Raw genomic sequence first — 17,787 nt, 5'->3', positions numbered from 1 at the left:
GACTATTTAACGATCACCAATTGCACGCCGAATCGGCAAGCCAAATCGTTGGCTTCCACCCAAACCACTTTGCCGAGCGCGCTAAAACCCAATTGATTGACTTGTAGCTTGACCGGGGCGCCGATCTTCACCGAAGCCGGCGCCTGGACGCGCAAGCACATGCCTTCGGTAGAACGGTTGATACCTTCCGCGCTGTAGCGATCCTTATCGATGAACAGATCGACCTCGAAGCTTTCCGTTTTCCGATAGCCCCGCCTCCGCCGCCAAAGTTTTTGGGCGTTGTGGACCACATCGCGAAACTCCAAGCCCATCATGATCCGTTGGCGTTCGCGCTTGACCCAGACGATATCGACTTCGCCGGCCAGCGACAGGGCCTCGACGAAGATCTCGGCGCGGCGGTCCTCGGCCAGCAGGCTTTCGAACTCGGCAATACCGCTCAGCAGTTCGCCGGGTTCCACCTCGATCATCGCGCCTTTCAACGAGACATCGTAACAACCGAGTTTCAATACCTCGCCGCCGACATATAAAAAACCTTCGGCGCTAAAGTTTTTCCGGTATTCCTTGCGGTCTTGAAACATACTGAAAATCCAGGTGATAGTTCGGACAAAGATAGCCGATATTTCGCACTACGCCGAATCGGCGACCGTCGCGCGACCAGCGTTCTCGACGTTCGCGGCCGATAAACCCGCCAGCAAGTCGGCTTTGATATCGTCGAGATTCTCCAAACCGACCGAAATCCGCACCAAGCTGTCCTTGATGCCGGCTTCGGCGCGAGCCTCCGGCGACAGGCGGCCATGCGTGGTGGTCGCGGGATGGGTGATCGTGGTTTTGACGTCACCCAGATTGGCGGTAATCGACAGCATCCGAGTAGAATCGATCAGCCGCCAAGCCTCGTCCTTGCCTCCGCGCAATTCGAAACTGACGACCGCGCCGAAATGGCTTTGCTGGCGTTTAGCCAGTTCGTGCTGGGCGTGTGAGCTAAGACCCGGATAATGCACCTTGGCGACCGCCGGCTGGCTTTCCAGCCATTGAGCCAGTTCGAAAGCTCGGTCGCAATGCGCCTGCATTCGCACGGCCAAGGTTTCCAGACCGGACAAAAACACCCAGGCGTTGAACGGACTCATCGTCGCGCCGCCGGTCCGCAGATAGGGATAGACCTGTTTTTCGATCAGGGCTTCGCCGCCGACCACCGCGCCGCCGACGCAACGGCCCTGTCCGTCGATGTATTTGGTCGCGGAATGCACGACCAGATCGGCACCCAGCAACAACGGCTTCTGCAGGATCGGCGTGCAAAACACGTTGTCCACCACCAACAAGGCGCCGTGGCGGTGGGCGATGTCGGCCAACACGCGAATGTCGGCGATCTCGATCAGCGGATTCGATGGCGTTTCCAGGAACAAAAGCCGAGTATTCGGCTTGATGGCCGCCTCCCAGGCCGCCGGATCGGTCAAGGCCACAAAGTCGGTTTCGACCCCGAATTTGCCGAAGTAATTTTGAAACGCCAACACGGTGTTGCCGAACACGCTGCGCGAGCAAACCACGTGGTCACCGGCCTTCAGCAAAGCCATCCCGACCGCCATGATGGCCGCCATCCCTGACGCAAACGCCAAACAGCGTTCGCCCTGTTCCAACAGGGCCAAACGCGCCTGGAAGGCGGCGACCGTCGGGTTGGTGAAGCGTGAATAAATATTGCCCGCTTGCTGACCGGTAAAGCGCAAAGCCGCTTGTTCGGCGGACTGAAACACGTAGCTGGAGGTCGCGAAAATCGGCATGCTATGTTCGTCTTCGTGGGTTCGGCGCTGGCCTGCCCGAATCGCCTGGGTCTCCGGCCCGAAGTCTTGCCAATCGAATTCGCTCATTATTTCGCCACCTGCATATCGATGATGAAGTTGCTGCCATTGCGCTGCGACTGCGCGTGATCGTTGCGCAGGGCCTCGATACGCGCCAGATACGCCATGTCGATGTCGCCGGTGATGTATTCGCTGCTAAAACACGAAGTATCGAAATGCTTAATATTGGGATTACCCCTGCCGACCGCTTCGATCAAATCGCTCAGATCTTGGAATATCAATTTATCGGCGCCCAAGGCCTTGCAAACGTCCTCCTCGCTCCGGTCGTGGGCGATCAACTCGCGCGCGGCCGGCATGTCGATGCCGTAAACGTTGGGATAGCGCACCGGCGGCGCGGCCGATGCGAAGTAGACTTTCTTGGCGCCGGCATCGCGGGCCATTTGAATGATTTGCTCGGAGGTGGTGCCGCGCACGATCGAATCGTCGACCAGCAACACGTTCTTGCCGTCGAATTCCAGCGAAATCGCATTCAACTTTTGCTTGACCGACTTCTTCCGCATCTTCTGGCCGGGCATGATGAAGGTCCGGCCGATATAGCGATTTTTCATGAAACCTTCACGAAATTTGACGCCCAGGTCGTGGGCGATCTGCGAGGCGGCGGTGCGGCTGGTATCCGGAATCGGAATCACGACATCGATATCGTGATCCGGCCATTCCCGCTGAATTTTTTCCGCCAGTTTCTTACCCATCCGCATCCGGGCTTTGTACACCGAGATGTTGTCAATGATCGAATCGGGGCGGGCGAAATAGACGTACTCGAAAATACACGGACAATGATCGGTGGTTTCGGCGCACTGCCGGGTATGCAGCTTGCCGGAAGCCTCGATAAACACCGCTTCGCCGGGCGCTAAATCGCGAATCAAGCGAAAATCCAACACGTCCAAGGCCACGCTTTCCGAAGCGATCATGTATTCGATGCCTTCATCCGATTTGCGTTCGCCATACACGATCGGCCGAATGCCGTGCGGATCGCGAAAACCCAACACGCCGAAACCGGCAATCATCACGACCACCGCATACGCGCCTCGGCAGCGTTTGTGGACCGCGCTGACCGCCTGGAACACGTCGTCGACGGTCAAACGCAGCTTGCCGAATTGTTGCAGCTCGTGGGCGAACACGTTCAACAACACCTCGGAGTCCGAGTCGGTGTTGATATGGCGCTGATCGTCGACGAACACCTGCCGCTTCAATTCCTCGGTATTGGTCAAGTTGCCGTTGTGCGCCAGCGTCAGGCCGAACGGCGAGTTGACGTAAAACGGTTGGGCTTCGGCCGAACTGGTGCAACCGGCCGTCGGGTAACGCACGTGGGCGATCCCCATATTGCCTTTCAGCTTCATCATTTGCTCGGTTGAAAACACGTCGCGCGCCAGCCCGTTATCCTTACGCAGATGCAAGCGCCCGCCGTCGCAGGTGACGATGCCGGCGGCATCCTGGCCGCGATGCTGCAACACCGTCAGGGCATCGTAGAGATCCTGATTAACGCTTTGATGAGAAACGATTGCCGCAATACCACACATAGCTGATCCGATTTAACGATAATGAATGTAATCCGCCAAACCTGCCGGCATATGGTTTTTCAACCACAAGGCCAGCGCCTGGAACGGCGGAATGAGAACCGACTGTTTCCACCAAGGGTCTTCCGGCAGCGGCGTCACGCCGGCCATCATCACCAGCAAGGCCACCAGCACCGAACCGCGCACGATGCCGAACAGCATGCCCAGCAAGCGATCGCTGCCGGTCAATCCGGTGGATTCAATCAACTGGCTCAATAAAAAGCTGATCAAACTGCCCAGAATCAAGGTCGCGAAAAACAGCAGCGCAAACGCCGCAGCGGCGCGGGCCGACGGATAACTGATCGTCGACTGCAACAATACCGCCACATCGCGGCTGTAGTGCACACCGACCCAGACCGCGACCGACCATATCGTCAGCGCGAACGCCTCCTTGACGAAGCCGCGAAACAAACCCATCAGGGCCGAACCGCCCACGATGACGATAATCAGGTAATCGACCCATAGCATTTGCTGCCAAGGCACAAAATCCAGCATCGCTTAAACCGGGATCGTTAGCTTACTCGTCCGGCGAAACAAAACTGTTCACGTTGATTTGCGCCAGTTTAGCCTTGATCGCTTGAGCCTTAGCCTTATCGACGATAGGGCCGATCCGAACTTTGAACACCGACCCCTTATCGCTGGCGAACTCCTTGACCGAAGCGGCGAAACCTTGTTGTTTCAGGCTTTCTTGCAATGCGGCCGCGTTCGGTTTCTGACTAAACGTACCGACCTGCAAATACCAGCGGTTGCTTTCCTCTCCGCCGACCGGCGCCTTAACGGCCGGCGCGGTCGCCGGTGCAACGACCGTCTCGGGTTTGGTTTCCGGTAATTTTGTCGGCTTCGGCTTGGCGATGGCACTGGGCGCGACCTGAGCCAAGGGCTGTACGGCCGGTGCCGCGGTCGGCGCCGGCAATTTGGTCGGACGCGGCGGCGGTACGTCTTCGGCCTCGGCCACCACCGGTTCTTCGTCGTCACCCACGACAGGCGTCGGCGCGCGCGTCGGAGCCGGCGCCGCTTTCTTGGGAAGCGGCAAGGTTTCCCGAGCGCCCAGTTTCAATTGCGGTTTCGGCGCCTCGAGCGCCGCTTCCCCTTCACCTTCCTCCGCCACCGCTCTCGGCGCCGGGACTTCGCCGACCGGCGGCTCGCCAGCCGGCGCGGTTTCGGCCACCGCTTCCGGCTTATCGGGCAGCGGCATGAATTCTACATCCTGAGTCTTGGCCGGCACTTCCGGGATTTTCAATTCGTTGATGGTTTTACCGGTTTCGTCGATTGGGTCGTCGAACAACATCGGCACGAAGATGGCGGCCAACGCGGTAATTACCGCAGCGCCAATCAATCGTTGCTTTAACTCCTGATCCATACTCAAGCACCTCTGGGAAAATTAGATAAATATTCGGATACCAGAAAAAAAGAACCGAAAATCAGCGTCAGTTCACCGGGCCCGGCCTGCCCGCTGGCCGCTCGGTAGGCGGCGGAAAAATCCGGATAGCCGTCGCGAACGCGGTCGCGCAGTTCGGGCGGAAACAGTGCCGCAATCGTTTCGGGCGGCGCGGCGCGCGGATTGGCCAGCGGCGCGAGATGCCACTCGGCGACCCGATCGGCCATGATCCGAATCACGCCGGCAATGTCCTTGTCCTTCATCATCGCGAACACCGCGCGTATCTTGGCATTGGGGAAGCTTTCGCTGAGATACTCCAGCAAGGTCCCCACCGCCTGCGGATTATGACCGACATCCAGCAACACCGGATGGCTGCGATCAATGAGCTGAAACCGCCCATTCAAACGGGCCTCGGCCACGCCCCTCCGTATCGCCTCCGCCCCGACCGGCAGCCGCCCGTTCGACGCCTGGACGGCGGCGATGACCGCCGAAGCGTTGCGGTACTGATGCTCGCCCTGCAAGGCCGGCACCGGCAATCCCAGCAGTTCGGCGGATTCGCCCAGCCAATCCCAGACTTCGCCCCGTTTGCGATAACGGTATGCGGCGCCGATGCGCAAGGTCACGGCGCCGATATCCGCTGCGGTCGCCAATAGCGAAGCCGGCGGTTGTTGGTCGCCGATGACGGCCGGAACACCCGGCCGAAAAATCCCGGCCTTCTCCCGAGCGATGGCTTCGACCGTGTTGCCCAACCAATCGACATGGTCCAGCGCGATCGTCGTCACTAAAGTCGCGTCCGGGTCGACGATGTTGACCGCATCGAGTCGGCCGCCAAGCCCTACTTCCAGCAACTGCACATCGACATCGGCGCGGGCAAACAAATCCAGGGCCGCCAGCGTACCGAATTCGAAATAACTCAGACTGGTCTCGCCCCGTGCGGCATCGATGCGGGCGAAAGCATCGCAAATCTCCGCATCGCCGGCCGATCGCCCGGCGATGCGAATACGTTCGTTATACCGCAGAATGTGCGGCGAGGTGTAGGCCCCGACTTTATAACCCTGCGCGCGGTAGATCGCTTCCAAAAACGCCACGCAGGAACCCTTGCCGTTGGTCCCGGCCACGGTCACGGTCAGCGGCGCCGGACGGTCTGATCGAAGCCGGGCATACACGCCGGCGACTCTCGCCAGTCCCAGATCGATAGACTTGGGGTGTAGTTGTTCCTGCCAGTTTAGCCATGCCTGAAGCGTCTCGAAGCGCGCCATTGCGACCGCGACTACCCCTGGCCCGCTCCGGCGTCTCCGGAATCGGCATAACTTTCGCCGCCCGGCGCCGCCCCAGTCGAACGGCCGACGCATAGCATCGCCAGTATCGATGCAATTTTTTCGCGCATCTCCCGTCGGTCGATGATCATGTCGATCGCGCCGTGCTCGCGCAAGAATTCGCTACGCTGAAATCCTTCCGGCAGTTTTTCCCGAACGGTCTGTTCGATCACGCGAGGACCGGCGAAACCGATCAAAGCTTCCGGTTCGGCCGCGTTGATGTCACCGAGCATGGCCAGACTGGCCGACACGCCACCCATCGTCGGATCGGTCATGAACGAGATATAGGGAATCCCGGCCTCGGCCAATTTGGTCAACGCCGCGCTGGTTTTAGTCATCTGAAACAACGAATACAGCGACTCCTGCATCCGCGCCCCGCCGCTGGCGGTGAACACGATGAACGGAAAACCGGTGCGCAAGCTTTCGTTAATGCCTCGCACGAAACGCTCGCCAACCACCGAACCCATCGAGCCGCCCATGAAACCGAAGTCGAAAGCCGCCGCGACGATGCCCTCGCCCATCAGTTTGCCGCGCATCGTCACCAATGCATCGTTTTCGTTACTTTGTTTTTGCGCCTGTTTGATGCGGTCCTTGTAACTCTTGCTGTCCTTGAATTTCAGAGGATCGCTGGGTTTCAGGCCGGCGCCGATTTCGACGCGCTCGCCTTCATCCAAAAAGATATCCAGACGGGCACGCGCCGAAATGCGCAAATGGTGGCTGCATTTCGGGCACACATGGAAATTCTTGACCAATTCGGCGTTGAACAAGATTGCATCGCAACGCGGACACTTACTCCACAAGCCTTCGGGCACAGAGGTACGTTTCGGGGTACTTTCGGTCCTAATCACCGAGGGAACTAATTTTTCAAACCAACTCATGCGTAAACTACTCCGCTAACCACTGTTTAACTGTCCATCGCTTGGCGCATGGACTTCAACAAGCCGATGATTTCACGCCGGGCCTGCTCGGGATCGTCGAGATTCGCCTCGATCTTGCTGATCAACGCGCTGCCGACCACCACGCCGTCGGCGATATTGGCGATGGTTTTCGCGGTTTCGGCATCCTTAACGCCGAAGCCGACGCCAACCGGCAGGTCGGTGTTCGCTTTGATCAATTGCAATTTATCCTCGACGTCGGCGGTATCCAGATGGCCGGCGCCGGTCACGCCTTTCAACGATACGTAATACAAATAACCGCTACCGACCGCGTGCATCTTTTGAATGCGCTCGGCGGTGGTATTCGGCGCCAACAAAAAGATTTGATCGACGCCCCGCTCGCGCAACAGTTTGACGCACTCATCGGACTCCTCCGGCGGCAAATCGACGGTCAAAACGCCGTCCACGTCGGCACGCTGTACCGCGTTGGCAAAGCCTTCGTAGCCCATGATTTCGATAGGATTCAAATAGCCCATCAACACCAGCGGCGTGACTTGATTGGTTTTGCGAAATTCCATGGCCATCGTCAATACCTTGCGTAAACCGACATGGTGGGCCAAGGCGCGTTCGCTGGCTCGCTGTATCACCGGACCGTCGGCCATCGGATCGGAAAACGGCACGCCGAGTTCGATCACGTCGGCGCCGGCGGCGACCATCTCGTGCAGCAAGGGCACGGTGAATTCGGGATAAGGATCGCCGGCGGTAATGAACGGAATCAAGGCCTTGCGGCCGGACGCCTTCAGTTCGGCGAATTTGGCGGCTAAACGGCTCATAAGCTAATTCCTTCGCGTTGCATGATGGTGTGCATGTCCTTATCGCCGCGGCCGGACAAATTGACGATGATCACTTGGTCCTTAGCCATCGTCGGCGCCAATTTCATCGTGTAGGCCAGGGCGTGGCTGGACTCCAATGCCGGAATGATGCCTTCCATCCGGGTCAAGGCGTGGAAGCCCTCCAAGGCTTCGTCGTCGGTGATGTTGGGATATTCCGCGCGGCCGGTGTCCTTCAGCCAAGCATGCTCGGGTCCGACGCCGGGATAATCCAGACCGGCCGAAATCGAATGGGTTTCGATGATTTCACCATCGTCGTCGGCCATAAGATAGGTGCGGTTGCCGTGCAACACACCGGGCCGTCCGGCCGACAACGGCGCGGAGTGGCGACCGGTGGCGATGCCGTCGCCGGCCGCCTCGACGCCGTACATCTTGACGCCGGCATCGTCGATAAAGTGATAAAACAAGCCGATCGCATTGGAACCGCCGCCGACACAAGCCACCAAGGCGTCCGGCAATTTACCGGCTTGGGCGAGACATTGCTGACGGGCTTCGCGGCCGATCACGGCCTGAAAGTCTCTAACCATCGCCGGATACGGGTGAGGACCCGCCACGGTGCCGATGATATAGAAGGTATTGTCGATATTGGTCACCCAATCGCGCAGGGCTTCGTTCAAGGCGTCCTTCAGGGTTTTCGAGCCTGATTCGACCGGCACCACGGTGGCGCCGAGCAATTTCATTCGGTACACATTCAGCGCCTGGCGAGCCACATCGACCGCGCCCATATAGACCACGCACTCCAAACCCAGCCGCGCCGCGACGGTCGCGGTCGCCACGCCGTGCTGACCGGCGCCGGTTTCGGCGATGATGCGGGTCTTGCCCATGCGCTTAGCCAGCAAAGCCTGGCCGACGGTATTGTTGACCTTATGAGCGCCGGTGTGGTTCAGGTCTTCGCGCTTCAGATAAATTTGAGCGCCGCCCAGATGTTGGCTCCAGCGCTGGGCATGGTACAGCGGCGACGGCCGGCCGACGTAATCGCGCAAGTCCGCATCGAGCTCGGCAACGAATTCGGGGTCTTGAATATAGCGTTGATAGGCTTCGTTCAGCTCGGTAATCGCCGGCATCAGCGTTTCCGCCACGAAAATACCGCCGTAAGGCCCGAAATGGCCCCGGGCGTCCGGCATTTGGTACTTGTCTGTCATAATTCTAATGTCGCTAGGTTGGTCGTTCTTATAAAGTCAGCCATTTTCGCCGCATCCTTGACACCCTTACCCGCCTCGACGCCGCTGCTGACATCCAGCGCATAAGGCCGCACCGCGCGCACCGCGTCGCCGGCATTGTCCGGCGTCAATCCGCCGGCCAGAATCAGAGGCAGTTGTCTGGCCGTCGGGATCAACTCCCAATCGAAGCGCTGGCCGCTACCGCCCGGCAAACCCGGATGATAAGCATCCAACAACAGCCCGGCCGCATCCGGGTATTGGCGCTGCAAGCCGTCGAGATCGCTTTCAGGCCTCATCCGCACTGCCTTGATGTAGGATTTGTCGTAGATTCGGCAAGCCTCCGGCGTTTCGTCGCCGTGAAATTGCAGGCAGTCGATCCGAACTTGGCCCAATACGCTTCGAATCCAGTCAGGTTCCGCGTCGACAAACAAGCCGACCACCGAAACGAAGGCCGGCAAGGCTCTGGCTATCGCGGCGGCCGCCCCGATCTCGACGTGGCGAGGGCTGGGTGGATAAAACACCAAGCCGATCGCATCGACCCCCAAGCCAGCCGCGTCAAGCGCGTCGTCTACCCTGGTAAATCCGCAAATTTTAACGCGGGTCCGCATCGAAACGTCTCTGAAAAAAAGCGGCGTAGGATAACACAACTGCCCGCCGAGTCGGGCTAGGCGAAATCAAAAAAGGCCGGGGCCGCTTAGCCCCTAACCCGCGTTCTTGCCGACGTACCGTCAATGAGCATGACCGCCGTGGTCTTCGGCGGAATGATCGTCCGCGCCCTCCGCCCCGCCCTCGTGCCGGTGCTGCTGGGCGGCGCCTTGGTTGATTGGGTCGGCGGCCCGCACCGCAACGCCGAACTTATAAACCATCAAGCCGCCCAAGTCGGCGGTAAACACCAACAAACCGGCAAGTAGCATGGCCAATAAACCAAACACTTGATTGGCCGGCCCGCCGATCCCCCCTTTTACCGCGATACGCCAGACCGACAACAGCGCAGCCAAGACCAATACCGAAATTCCCAAGTGTTCGTGTTTTTCCATGATTTCATGGACATTGCCGCCGTGCGCGACATTGGCCGCCGCGATCAGACCCGCCGCGACGGTCGCCGCCGCGAATAGCGTACCGGCATACAGAAACCAGCTCGCCGCGCCGCGCCAAGCCGGCTTGCCCGCCAAACTGGCCACGATGTCGATCGCGACGAACAAGAGCAACAGCGCAATCGGAAAATGCACCAGCAACGGATGCCAGTTCTCCATCGCGGCAATGCCAGGCAGCAAATCGGCGAAATTCTCGCCGGGCGATCGCCCCGCCGCCCTCTCAATCGCGGCCAGCCAGCCGGCCACGCTGCCCGCAAACCCGCCGCCACTATCGGCGCCGCCGTGCACCGCCATCGTCAAATGCTGTTGCCATCCCAACATACGTCCCCCGTTTTCGTTGAGCCTATATCGATCCGGGCTTTCCCGCCCGAATCGTCAGTTGATTGCGATTTGCGCCGATGTCGTGAGTGCCCGAGTCTTGCTTTCGGTAAATTCGGTGCCTTGCTGGCGCACGAACAGCGCTTGCAATTTTTCTTCGTCGGCTACTTTCATGCCCTCATCGTGCCCCAGGCACAACAAGGCGGTGGACCAGGCATCCGCGATCGTCGGGTCGGCGTGAAACACGCTGACCGCAACCAGATCATGATTGACCGGCCGGCCGGTGCGGGCATCCAAAATATGGCTGTAGCGCTGCCCCTTCACATCAAAAAAGTGCCGGTAAGTGCCGGAGGTCATTACCGCCATCGCCTCGTCCTTGGGCAAGGTCACCACCTTGTGCAACTCGCGCTCACCCGGCAACGGCTTTTCCACCGCGATACGCCAGGACTTGCCGTCCGGTTTGTGGCCGTGGGTTTTCAATTCGCCGCCGATTTCCACCAGATAATTGTCCACGCCCAATTGTTCCATGACCTGGCTGATTTTTCCGACGCTATAGCCTTGGGCGATCGACGACAAGTCTACCCTGACCTTCGCCAAATGCTTACGGATGTGGTTGTCGTCGACCACCGCAAGCTTGTCCATGCCGACGTTAACCATTGCGTCTTGAATCGCGGCATCCTCGGGGATGACCAATTTGTCGTCCTTAAAACCCCATAAATCGAACAGCGGCTTGATGGTCAAGTCGTAACAGCCGTGACTCAGCTCGCTGACGGTACGTGCGATTTTGACCAGCGTGACGACTTGCGGATCGACCGTTTGACTTTCGGTGGAGGGATTGGCGTTAAATTGTTCTATCGACGAATCCGGCCGGTAATTGGACAAGACTTTATCCAGGTCGGCAAACGCTTGATTGACCTCAGCCTCGACTTGCTTGAAGTCGACCGGCTCGGGCGACCAATAGCTGATGTTATAGGTCGTGCCCTGCGCGAAGCCGCTCAATTTCTCGATCGGCGGCAACGGCTCCTGGCAGCCCACCAACATCAACGCTTCCAGCAGCCCCACCATCCACACGTACCGCATGCATCCCCCTTTTCGTTTATCCGTGACGATTATTATTAAATTTTTTCGCGCAATAGCGCCGACACCGCTTTGAATTGCGGATGAGCGGCATCGCCCAACCATTCGAACAAGACCGATTCATGATTGGTGACGATCACTTGCCGAGACTGCAAACGCCGCAGCGCCGATGCTTTATGCTCGGAATTTCTGGAACAGACCGCATCGCCGAGCACCTGCACCCGGTAACCCAATTGCAATAAGTCGTAGGCCGATTGCAAGACGCAGACGTGGGCTTCCTGCCCGACCAGCAGTACTTGTCGGCGGCCGCTCTCGGCCAGCGCCTCGACGAAACCGGGAGCCCGGCAACAGGAAAATCCGGTCTTGGCGAAGACCGACGTCGCGGAAGGCCAAGCAGCGGCGATTTCGGCCTGAGTCGGCCCGAGACCTTGCGGATATTGTTCGGTCGCCAGCACCGGCACGCCCAAACAATCGGCGGCCTTTAGCAAGCGAAGCGTCGCCTTACCGACCCTCTCGGCCTCGTCGGCCGGCATGACCGCGCTCAGGCGGCCCTGCAAATCGATGACGACCAGCACGCTGTCCGCGCAATCGGCCAAATCCTGATGCGGCGCCATCGGTTAAGCGTGTTTCATGATGCGGGCTTTCTCGCGTTGCCAGTCCTTTTCCTTGGAGGCGACGCGCTTGTCGTGCAATTTTTTGCCCTTGGCCAGACCCAATTTGAGCTTGGCGCGACCGCGAATCCAGTACATCGACAACGGAATCAAGGTGTAGCCCTTGCGCTCGACCGAACCGATCAACTTGGCCAGTTCCCGCGCATGCAGCAGCAATTTCTTACGGCGCACCGCATTGGGGTTGACGTGAGTGGACGCCGACAACATCGGCGAGATATGAGCCCCGCACAACCAAGCCTCGCCCCGGCGAATCTCGATATAGCTTTCCTTGAGTTGGATGCGACCGTCACGCAAGCTCTTGACTTCCCAGCCTTCCAAGACCAAACCGGCTTCGAACTGCTCCTCGATCGTGTACTCGTGAGTCGCTTGGCGATTGACGGCGATGGTGTTATCGGTGGCTTTATTGTCCTTTTTTTTCTTGGCGGCCATGACTAGCGACGATGATTAAACTGACTGTAAACTGTAATTTTGATATTTTACCCGCACCCCCATCAAATAACACTTTAAATAACAGGGCCAGCAGCAATGAGCGACAAAACCCAATCCATCCACGGCGCATGGTCGTCCCGCTTCGCCTTTATTTTGGCGGCCACCGGGTCGGCGGTCGGTTTGGGCAACATCTGGAAATTTCCCTACATCACCGGCCAAAACGGCGGCGGCGCCTTCGTCATGGTTTACCTGTTTTGCGTGGCGGCGATCGGCGTGCCGATCATGATCGCCGAAATCATGTTGGGCCGGCGCGGTCGGCAAAACCCGATCAACACCATGCAGAGTCTGGCCGTCGAAGCCGGCGCCGACCCGCGCTGGCAATACATGGGCTGGCTGGGCATGGTCGGCGGTTTTTTGATCCTGGGTTATTACAGCGTCATCGCCGGCTGGTCCATGGCCTATATCGTCAAATCCTTCACCGGCCAATTTTTTAGCTCGGACGCCGGCGACATCAAGGCCCTGTTCGACGACTTGATGGCCAGCCCAATCCAGCAAATTTTCTGGCACACCGTATTCATGCTGGCGACGATGCAAGTCGTCATGCGCGGCGTGCAAGGCGGCCTGGAGAAATCGGTGCGATTTCTGATGCCGGCCTTATTTTTCCTGCTGCTGATCCTGGTCGCTTATGCGATGAGTTCCGGCGGTTACGAACAAGGTATCGAATTTTTGTTCAACCCCGACTTCAGCAAAATCGACGCCGACGCGGTCTTGACCGCGATGGGCCATGCCTTCTTCACACTGAGCCTGGGCATGGGCGCGATCATGGTCTACGGCTCCTATCTGCCCGGCCATGTATCCATCGCCAAAACCACCTTTTACATCGCCGGCGCCGATACCATCGTCGCGCTACTGGCCGGCATCGCCATCTTTCCGCTGGTGTTCGCCAATCACCTGGAAGCCGCCGCCGGCCCCGGCCTGATCTTCCAGACCCTGCCACTGGCTTTCGGCCACATGGGCGGCGGCTGGCTGTTCGGTCTATTGTTTTTTGTATTGCTGTTTTTCGCCGCGCTGACCTCGTCGATTTCGATCATCGAACCCGCCGTGGCCTGGTTGGTGGAAAACAAGGATCTGCAACGCCGCGAAGCCTGTCTGTGGGCCGGCGGCGCCTGCTGGGCGCTGGGCGTGGCGGTGGTGTTTTCGTTTAATATCTGGTCGGAACATAAATGGTTCGACAAGAATCTGTTCGAGCTGCTCGATTATTTGACCGCCAACCTGATGCTGCCGCTCGGCGGTTTGGCGATCGCGGTATTCGCCGGCTGGAAAATGAAACCGGCCCACGCCGAACAGGAACTGGAACTGCCGCCGCAAGGTTTTCAAGCTTGGCAATTTCTGATCCGCTACGTCGCGCCGACTTCGGTATTCCTGGTATTCCTGCATGTCTTGGGGGTACTGTAATGATCACCGTCGTGCAAAAAAGCGCGTTGGTCAAATTCTCGGCCAAACAGATGTTCGATTTGGTAGACGACATCGAGTCCTACCCCAAATTCCTGCCCTGGTGCGCCGGCAGCAAGGTGCTGAAACGCGAGGGCAACATCGTCGAAGGCCAAATCGACATCGCCAAGGCCGGTTTCCATAAATCGTTCACGACCCGCAATAAATCCGATCAAGGCGGCAAGATTCAAATCAGCCTGCTGGACGGGCCGTTCAAATCGCTGGAAGGCTTTTGGAGTTTCATGCCGCTCCGCGAAGACGCCAGCAAGATTTCGCTGGATTTGGAGTTCGAAATCGCCAGCACCTTCGCCAGCCTGGCCTTCGGCCCGGTCTTCAATCAAATCTGCAACACCATGGTCGGCGCCTTCACCCAACGCGCCAAAGCGGTGTATGGCTGACATCCGCATCGAAGTCGCCTACGCGACGCCCGAGCGGCAAACCCTGATCGCGCTAACCCTACCGCCGGACGCCACCGCCGAACAAGCCATCCAGGCATCAGGCATCTTGGCCCGGCATCCGGAAATCGATTTGACCGTTCAAAAGTTCGGCATTTTCGGCATCGTCGCCAAACCCAACGCAACGCTGACCGACGGCGACCGGGTGGAGATTTATCGGCCGCTGAAACAAAATCCGATGGATGCGCGGCGGCAACGATCTAAGCAATAACCCCCCGCGAAACCACCCATCCGCACTTTTTTGGGATTAAGTTCGGTCGAACAGACTTGGTGATGACTAAATTTCCTTTACCGCCACAAGGAACAACTGACGAGATTCCCGAACGGAGCCGGCGGGAAATATCGGCCGACTCAACCCTAGCAGACCGAAGCTAAAAACCGAGCGTTACGGCGCGAAAGTCCGGGCGAATTGTCCTTTGCAAGAGTCCGCCGAAAACCATCGCGCGGGCCCTGCCTGTGTAAGGACAAACTCCCTTCTCACGACACTGTCCTTTCGGATTTTCCGAGAACACCACTCGCCGGCTTCATCCGCGTTCGGCGGAAAACGACCCAGAGTAGCCATTCACTATGCAACGTTGTATGTTAGCTATTCGATACATACCTGACATTTAAAATTACCGGTAACTGGTGATTAAATTTGAAACTCGGGTAGGATTTGCCAACCAACGGGCGGCGCATCGTTCGAGATAATAATGACACAAACCATCGATTTAATATGACGGATTATCGTAGGCTCTATATCCCCGGCGCATCATGGTTTTTTACCATAAATTTGGCGCAACGAAAGGGAAACCGATTATTGATTGATAATAACGCCGACATCCTTTCAAAATAGACGCCGTGGTTGTTTTACCGGACCACATTCATTGTATTTGGACTTTACCTGAAGGGGATTCCGATTTCTCAACCCGCTGGAATATTTTGAAAGGAGCCTTTTCCAAAAGTCTCGAAAAAGGGGAGCGAGTTTCAGCCAGTCGAAAATCTCGAAGGGAACGTGGCATTTGGCAGCGGCGATTTTGGGAACATGGCTTGCGCGATCAAGAAGATTACAGCCGCCACATGGATTACATCCATTGGAATCCGGTAAAGCATCAATGGGCAAATTCGGTAAAGGACTGGCCTTATTCGAGTTTTCAAAATTACGTCAAGCAAGGAATTTATCCCGAAAACTGGGGTAGCGTTATGCCCTTGGATATTGAAGGCATTGAATAACTCGAAAGATGCGCCGCCCGTTGGTTGGCGGATCCTAAGGGCTAGGGGTGGGGAGGAGTCCATGTCATCATCCTACGGGCTGGGTTGATTTTAGTATTGATGGCGACCCAGGAAGAACAACAATCCGTCAAGAAGCCACTCGATTTGAAACTGAAAATCTGGCGAGAGAAAATAGGCATCAACTTGAAATTAAATACAGAAGAAAGTTGATAATTGAGCCTTATAACGCCAAGTATAACTTGACCCCGAAAAGCGGAGCGACGGTAGGAGCATAGCTTTTTCCGGGGAGTCGCTATTTTTGCGAAAGATTTTTCGGCAATCCCTTGCCCGAAAAATCGGCAAAAATTACGCGACCGCCAATGCCTCTGGCGGCCCCGATTCGTCCGCGTCGCCTGGTTTCGCCCCAACAAGGGGGCGAAACATGGGCTCTCGCATGACTTGACGGCGTTTCGCGATGCCTTGCAGGTTTTCTCCGCTTCGCTGCGAAAACCCGCCCGGCGCTACGCCTATCGGGGACTAAAAATCGTCACTTCGCTAGCGCTCCGTTTCCACGATTTTCAGCGGGGGTCAAGTTGATACGCTGGTTGGGTGGTTTGCGATCAGCATCCGTCCTCAAACACAAAAGTGTCAACTGAGCGAGAAAGTTTACCGTCAGGAAACTCCAAAATGATAGACGTTGCATGACAAAAAGCACCGCCAACGACAATCATGCATTCATGTGTGCCTCCTGACATATTGCAATGCCCCCCCTGTAGCTCTGCAAAGTTCAATATTTCGGACGAAGATGTTCCAACGGGAAATCTGGCTTGTACCGCTGCAATAACCACAGTCTGATTCAAACTGCCGTTCGAATTAATTAGGAATGCAACAAGCCTATCTGCATAGACCTGATAATGCAAAAAACGATCTGCGACATACCAGACCCCTAATAGAATAGAAACAACTAAGACGGTCCCACCGATTCTTGATGTACGCCTCGATATGTGATTCATGACACCCAACGAATAGAGTTAACCTGCCAAAACGGAGCGAAGCGGAGTTTTGGTCAGGTTTAACGACTGGTTAAATGCCTTGATGACATTTCCAAACAATAATTTTGATTCAAGCAAAGAAACGCGAATGACGCTGAAAATCATGGCTTAACCTGGAGGGAAAAACATATTTTCATGATTTCTTCAGCCATTATTTGCTATTTCTTTACGATAAATTAATTGCTTTCCAAGCCTTTCGAGATTGGCCCCGCATTTAACGTAGAATTCATCGGGGAGTCGCTATTTTTGCGAAAGATTTTTCGGCAATCCCTTGCCCGAAAAATCGGCAAAAAATTACGCGACCGCCAATGCCTCCGGCGGCCCCGATTCGTCCGCGTCGCCTCGTTTCGCCCCAACAAGGGGGCGAAACATGGGCTCTCGCATGACTTGACGGCGTCTCGCGATGCCTTGCAGGTTTTCTCCGTTTCACTGCGAAAACCCGCCCGGCGCTACGCCTATCGGGGACTAAAAATCGTCACTTCGCTAGCGCTCCGTTTCCACGATTTTCAGCGGCCGATGCTTGAAGCGTAGCGGAAAGCGGTCGGCTGGAATGATAAGTTATGCATTGATTGTTACTTTGTTTCGGTTATCAACACGTTAGGATTTGCTGGGTCGTAAAAGAAATAGGTATAGAACTCAACCGGCTTGCCATTATCGAGTTTCGGTGAATACCCCTTATCAAGGATAAATTTCTTAGCCGCATCTACATATACTGGTGGAACAGACACATCAACTGGAGCTACGCCGCCAGATATTGGATCAGTGACGCGGGCAACCCGCACTGAACGAACAGACCCATTGACCTCCACCACAATACCAAAGATTACGCTATATAGTTTCTTGGCTTTTCCTGTAACGTAGCTCGGAGAATTGGACGACTTCGCTAGGACAGTACCGGCCAGAAGCATCGCAAGGATTCCCCAGAACTTTATCCAATTCGTCGTATTACGCCCCATTCGTGGCTCCATATTGGTTGACTGCATAACG

At 56.9% G+C, this 17,787-nt stretch carries 19 protein-coding genes; 4 read left to right on the top strand and 15 right to left on the bottom strand.

Going from position 1 to position 17,787, the window contains the following annotated elements:
* Window positions 1–2 precede the first annotated feature (2 nt).
* The 14 genes from BJL95_RS01665 to smpB all read right to left on the bottom strand — a co-directional run bounded on the left by BJL95_RS01665 (window position 3) and on the right by smpB (window position 12,611).
* Entirely contained in the window at window positions 3–578 is a 576-nt protein-coding gene (locus tag BJL95_RS01665; protein ID WP_064028944.1) for a PilZ domain-containing protein, read from the bottom strand.
* A 48-nt stretch (window positions 579–626) separates the two neighbouring features.
* The gene (locus tag BJL95_RS01660) at window positions 627–1,859 is read right to left on the bottom strand and encodes an O-succinylhomoserine sulfhydrylase (RefSeq protein ID WP_071155017.1); all 1,233 of its coding nucleotides are present in this window, start codon (window positions 1,857–1,859) and stop codon (window positions 627–629) included.
* Window positions 1,859–3,367 (bottom strand): amidophosphoribosyltransferase, encoded by a 1,509-nt coding sequence (gene purF / locus BJL95_RS01655; RefSeq protein ID WP_071155016.1) that lies wholly within the window; start codon window positions 3,365–3,367, stop codon window positions 1,859–1,861. Before purF ends, BJL95_RS01660 begins: the two co-directional genes overlap by 1 nt.
* A gap of 12 nt (window positions 3,368–3,379) precedes the next feature.
* Complete coding sequence (locus tag BJL95_RS01650) at window positions 3,380–3,898, bottom strand: CvpA family protein (RefSeq protein WP_175463627.1); 519 nt, start codon at window positions 3,896–3,898, stop codon at window positions 3,380–3,382.
* Between the two features lie 22 nt (window positions 3,899–3,920).
* Window positions 3,921–4,763 carry an SPOR domain-containing protein gene (locus BJL95_RS01645; RefSeq protein ID WP_071155015.1) on the bottom strand — a complete coding sequence of 281 codons (843 nt, stop codon included), beginning with the start codon at window positions 4,761–4,763 and terminating at the stop codon, window positions 3,921–3,923.
* Between the two features lie 2 nt (window positions 4,764–4,765).
* On the bottom strand, window positions 4,766–6,040 hold the full coding sequence (gene folC, locus BJL95_RS01640; protein ID WP_071155014.1) for a bifunctional tetrahydrofolate synthase/dihydrofolate synthase: 1,275 nt from the start codon (window positions 6,038–6,040) through the stop codon (window positions 4,766–4,768).
* Window positions 6,041–6,051: 11 nt separating this feature from the next.
* Window positions 6,052–6,975 carry an acetyl-CoA carboxylase, carboxyltransferase subunit beta gene (gene accD, locus BJL95_RS01635; protein ID WP_071155013.1) on the bottom strand — a complete coding sequence of 308 codons (924 nt, stop codon included), beginning with the start codon at window positions 6,973–6,975 and terminating at the stop codon, window positions 6,052–6,054.
* A 26-nt stretch (window positions 6,976–7,001) separates the two neighbouring features.
* Window positions 7,002–7,805, bottom strand: a complete 804-nt coding sequence (gene trpA / locus BJL95_RS01630) for a tryptophan synthase subunit alpha (RefSeq protein WP_064026270.1) — start codon at window positions 7,803–7,805, stop codon at window positions 7,002–7,004.
* The gene (gene trpB / locus BJL95_RS01625) at window positions 7,802–9,004 is read right to left on the bottom strand and encodes a tryptophan synthase subunit beta (protein ID WP_071155012.1); all 1,203 of its coding nucleotides are present in this window, start codon (window positions 9,002–9,004) and stop codon (window positions 7,802–7,804) included. Before trpB ends, trpA begins: the two co-directional genes overlap by 4 nt.
* Window positions 9,001–9,630: a phosphoribosylanthranilate isomerase gene (locus tag BJL95_RS01620; protein ID WP_064026274.1), complete on the bottom strand. Its 630-nt coding sequence runs from the start codon at window positions 9,628–9,630 to the stop codon at window positions 9,001–9,003. Before BJL95_RS01620 ends, trpB begins: the two co-directional genes overlap by 4 nt.
* 120 nt (window positions 9,631–9,750) lie before the next feature.
* Window positions 9,751–10,437 (bottom strand): DUF2231 domain-containing protein, encoded by a 687-nt coding sequence (locus BJL95_RS01615; RefSeq protein WP_071155011.1) that lies wholly within the window; start codon window positions 10,435–10,437, stop codon window positions 9,751–9,753.
* Between the two features lie 54 nt (window positions 10,438–10,491).
* A complete protein-coding gene (locus tag BJL95_RS01610; RefSeq protein WP_071155010.1) occupies window positions 10,492–11,514 on the bottom strand; it encodes an FAD:protein FMN transferase in 1,023 nt (340 codons plus the stop codon).
* Between the two features lie 35 nt (window positions 11,515–11,549).
* Complete coding sequence (locus BJL95_RS01605) at window positions 11,550–12,125, bottom strand: isochorismatase family protein (RefSeq protein ID WP_071155009.1); 576 nt, start codon at window positions 12,123–12,125, stop codon at window positions 11,550–11,552.
* A gap of 3 nt (window positions 12,126–12,128) precedes the next feature.
* On the bottom strand, window positions 12,129–12,611 hold the full coding sequence (smpB, locus tag BJL95_RS01600; protein ID WP_071155008.1) for an SsrA-binding protein SmpB: 483 nt from the start codon (window positions 12,609–12,611) through the stop codon (window positions 12,129–12,131).
* A gap of 96 nt (window positions 12,612–12,707) precedes the next feature.
* Here smpB and BJL95_RS01595 point away from each other — a divergent pair, with 96 nt between their 5' ends.
* From BJL95_RS01595 to BJL95_RS01580, 4 genes are all read left to right on the top strand, one after another.
* Window positions 12,708–14,066 carry a sodium-dependent transporter gene (locus tag BJL95_RS01595; RefSeq protein ID WP_071155007.1) on the top strand — a complete coding sequence of 453 codons (1,359 nt, stop codon included), beginning with the start codon at window positions 12,708–12,710 and terminating at the stop codon, window positions 14,064–14,066.
* The gene (locus tag BJL95_RS01590) at window positions 14,066–14,500 is read left to right on the top strand and encodes a type II toxin-antitoxin system RatA family toxin (RefSeq protein WP_082885402.1); all 435 of its coding nucleotides are present in this window, start codon (window positions 14,066–14,068) and stop codon (window positions 14,498–14,500) included. The genes BJL95_RS01595 and BJL95_RS01590 overlap by 1 nt, the downstream gene beginning before the upstream one ends.
* Before the next feature lies 1 nt (window position 14,501).
* Window positions 14,502–14,768: an RnfH family protein gene (locus BJL95_RS01585; protein WP_217631656.1), complete on the top strand. Its 267-nt coding sequence runs from the start codon at window positions 14,502–14,504 to the stop codon at window positions 14,766–14,768.
* A gap of 629 nt (window positions 14,769–15,397) precedes the next feature.
* Complete coding sequence (locus BJL95_RS01580; RefSeq protein ID WP_368086594.1) at window positions 15,398–15,769, top strand: transposase; 372 nt, start codon at window positions 15,398–15,400, stop codon at window positions 15,767–15,769.
* 1,603 nt (window positions 15,770–17,372) lie between these two features.
* On the opposite strand, the gene BJL95_RS01570 is transcribed toward BJL95_RS01580, so the two are convergent.
* A partial coding sequence (locus tag BJL95_RS01570) for a hypothetical protein (RefSeq protein WP_217631654.1) occupies window positions 17,373–17,787 on the bottom strand: 415 nt, incomplete at its 5' end.

The sequence above is a fragment of the Methylomonas sp. LWB genome (assembly GCF_001856095.1).
Classification (GTDB): domain Bacteria; phylum Pseudomonadota; class Gammaproteobacteria; order Methylococcales; family Methylomonadaceae; genus Methylomonas; species Methylomonas koyamae_A.
Note: the sequence above shows the minus strand (reverse complement) of the source record. Positions and strands in the feature narration are given on the sequence as shown.

What these genes read in the sequence shown, in the direction of transcription:
- BJL95_RS01665 (WP_064028944.1), bottom strand. Translation starts at nt 578, where the DNA reads ATGTTTCAAGACCGCAAGGAATACCGGAAAAACTTTAGCGCCGAAGGT.
- BJL95_RS01660 (WP_071155017.1), bottom strand. Translation starts at nt 1,859, where the DNA reads ATGAGCGAATTCGATTGGCAAGACTTCGGGCCGGAGACCCAGGCGATT.
- purF (WP_071155016.1), bottom strand. Translation starts at nt 3,367, where the DNA reads ATGTGTGGTATTGCGGCAATCGTTTCTCATCAAAGCGTTAATCAGGAT.
- BJL95_RS01650 (WP_175463627.1), bottom strand. Translation starts at nt 3,898, where the DNA reads ATGCTGGATTTTGTGCCTTGGCAGCAAATGCTATGGGTCGATTACCTG.
- BJL95_RS01645 (WP_071155015.1), bottom strand. Translation starts at nt 4,763, where the DNA reads ATGGATCAGGAGTTAAAGCAACGATTGATTGGCGCTGCGGTAATTACC.
- folC (WP_071155014.1), bottom strand. Translation starts at nt 6,040, where the DNA reads ATGGCGCGCTTCGAGACGCTTCAGGCATGGCTAAACTGGCAGGAACAA.
- accD (WP_071155013.1), bottom strand. Translation starts at nt 6,975, where the DNA reads ATGAGTTGGTTTGAAAAATTAGTTCCCTCGGTGATTAGGACCGAAAGT.
- trpA (WP_064026270.1), bottom strand. Translation starts at nt 7,805, where the DNA reads ATGAGCCGTTTAGCCGCCAAATTCGCCGAACTGAAGGCGTCCGGCCGC.
- trpB (WP_071155012.1), bottom strand. Translation starts at nt 9,004, where the DNA reads ATGACAGACAAGTACCAAATGCCGGACGCCCGGGGCCATTTCGGGCCT.
- BJL95_RS01620 (WP_064026274.1), bottom strand. Translation starts at nt 9,630, where the DNA reads ATGCGGACCCGCGTTAAAATTTGCGGATTTACCAGGGTAGACGACGCG.
- BJL95_RS01615 (WP_071155011.1), bottom strand. Translation starts at nt 10,437, where the DNA reads ATGTTGGGATGGCAACAGCATTTGACGATGGCGGTGCACGGCGGCGCC.
- BJL95_RS01610 (WP_071155010.1), bottom strand. Translation starts at nt 11,514, where the DNA reads ATGCGGTACGTGTGGATGGTGGGGCTGCTGGAAGCGTTGATGTTGGTG.
- BJL95_RS01605 (WP_071155009.1), bottom strand. Translation starts at nt 12,125, where the DNA reads ATGGCGCCGCATCAGGATTTGGCCGATTGCGCGGACAGCGTGCTGGTC.
- smpB (WP_071155008.1), bottom strand. Translation starts at nt 12,611, where the DNA reads ATGGCCGCCAAGAAAAAAAAGGACAATAAAGCCACCGATAACACCATC.
- BJL95_RS01595 (WP_071155007.1), top strand. Translation starts at nt 12,708, where the DNA reads ATGAGCGACAAAACCCAATCCATCCACGGCGCATGGTCGTCCCGCTTC.
- BJL95_RS01590 (WP_082885402.1), top strand. Translation starts at nt 14,066, where the DNA reads ATGATCACCGTCGTGCAAAAAAGCGCGTTGGTCAAATTCTCGGCCAAA.